At 71.8% G+C, this 1,075-nt stretch carries 1 protein-coding gene; it reads right to left on the reverse strand.

The window, feature by feature from the left end:
- On the reverse strand, window positions 1–1,075 hold a 1,075-nt coding region (locus DBR12_RS20195), incomplete at both ends, for an FAD-dependent oxidoreductase (RefSeq protein ID WP_146185586.1).

The raw sequence follows: 1,075 nt of genomic DNA on the forward strand, positions 1-1,075 counted from the left end.
CCGCACAGAAGTGCCAGCGTCAGGCCCCGCGCACCCATGGCAGTGCTCACCCACAGGCCAGGCAGGTTCGCTGGGTCTACGGGGCCCACGATGGGCAGTCGGTCGGGGGCGGTGCAGCGTACTGCGGCCCAGGTGTGCAGGGGCGGTTGTTCCCCGGTGAGGGGTTGCGGTGCCGAGGGCTGTAGCGCCCAGGAAAACAAGGGTTCCAGATGCCGTGCCATGCTGGGCAGCAGACCTTGCAGTTTGCCCCAGTTGGTGGCGTGGGCCGCCTGGATGTCGGTGGTGCTGGGGGGCAGGGCCTGCACGTCGCGCTCAAAGGTGGAGCCCATCACCCAACCCTGGCGGCCACCCGCATCGCCATCCATCGGATAACAAGGCACCAGATTGCCGTTGCCATTGACCGGGAATGGCGGCAGCGGCGCAGCGGGGCTGGCGTGTACGCTCCATGACACTTGCCCCCGCACGGGCTGTAGAGGCCAGCGGTGGTGCAGCAGATCCAGGCTGCCCGCTCCCGCTGCGATGACGACAGTGGGGGCCTCGGCCAGCACCTGGCCCTGGGCGTCCAGTGCCTGCCAGACGGGAGCAGCCGGTTTGCCGTCGGCAGGGGGGGGCTCGGTGCGCCGTAGTTGCGCCACCTGGCAGCCGCCTAGCCAGCGTATGCCGGGTCGCGCCAGCAAGGCCTGCGCCAGGCGGGCTGGGCGCAACCAGCCCGCTTGGTGGTGCCAGCAGGCGGTGGCATCCGGTGGCAACTGGGCCGCGGCCAGGGCTGCAGCGGGCGCGGGCTCGCTCCAAGCGGCGCCTGGGCCATCGGCCCAATGGGGCGACAGGCCACGCGTGCCATCGGTGCGGTGCTCCAGCACGCCGCAATGGGCCCAGTCCATGCCCTCGTTCAGCAGCCAGCGGGCCTGCTCCAGCGTGGTGCGTACGCCGCTGCGCGACAGGCGCGACAGCACGCTGTCATCCGGCGACACGTGGGGCGCGAACACGCCAGCGGGCAATGCCGACGCGCCCGCCGCAGGCTCTGGCGCCTGGTCCAGCACCACCACCTGCCAGCCGCGCCGTGCCAGGCTGGCGG

It is taken from the genome of Acidovorax sp. HMWF029, from assembly GCF_003060895.1.
GTDB lineage: Bacteria > Pseudomonadota > Gammaproteobacteria > Burkholderiales > Burkholderiaceae_C > Acidovorax.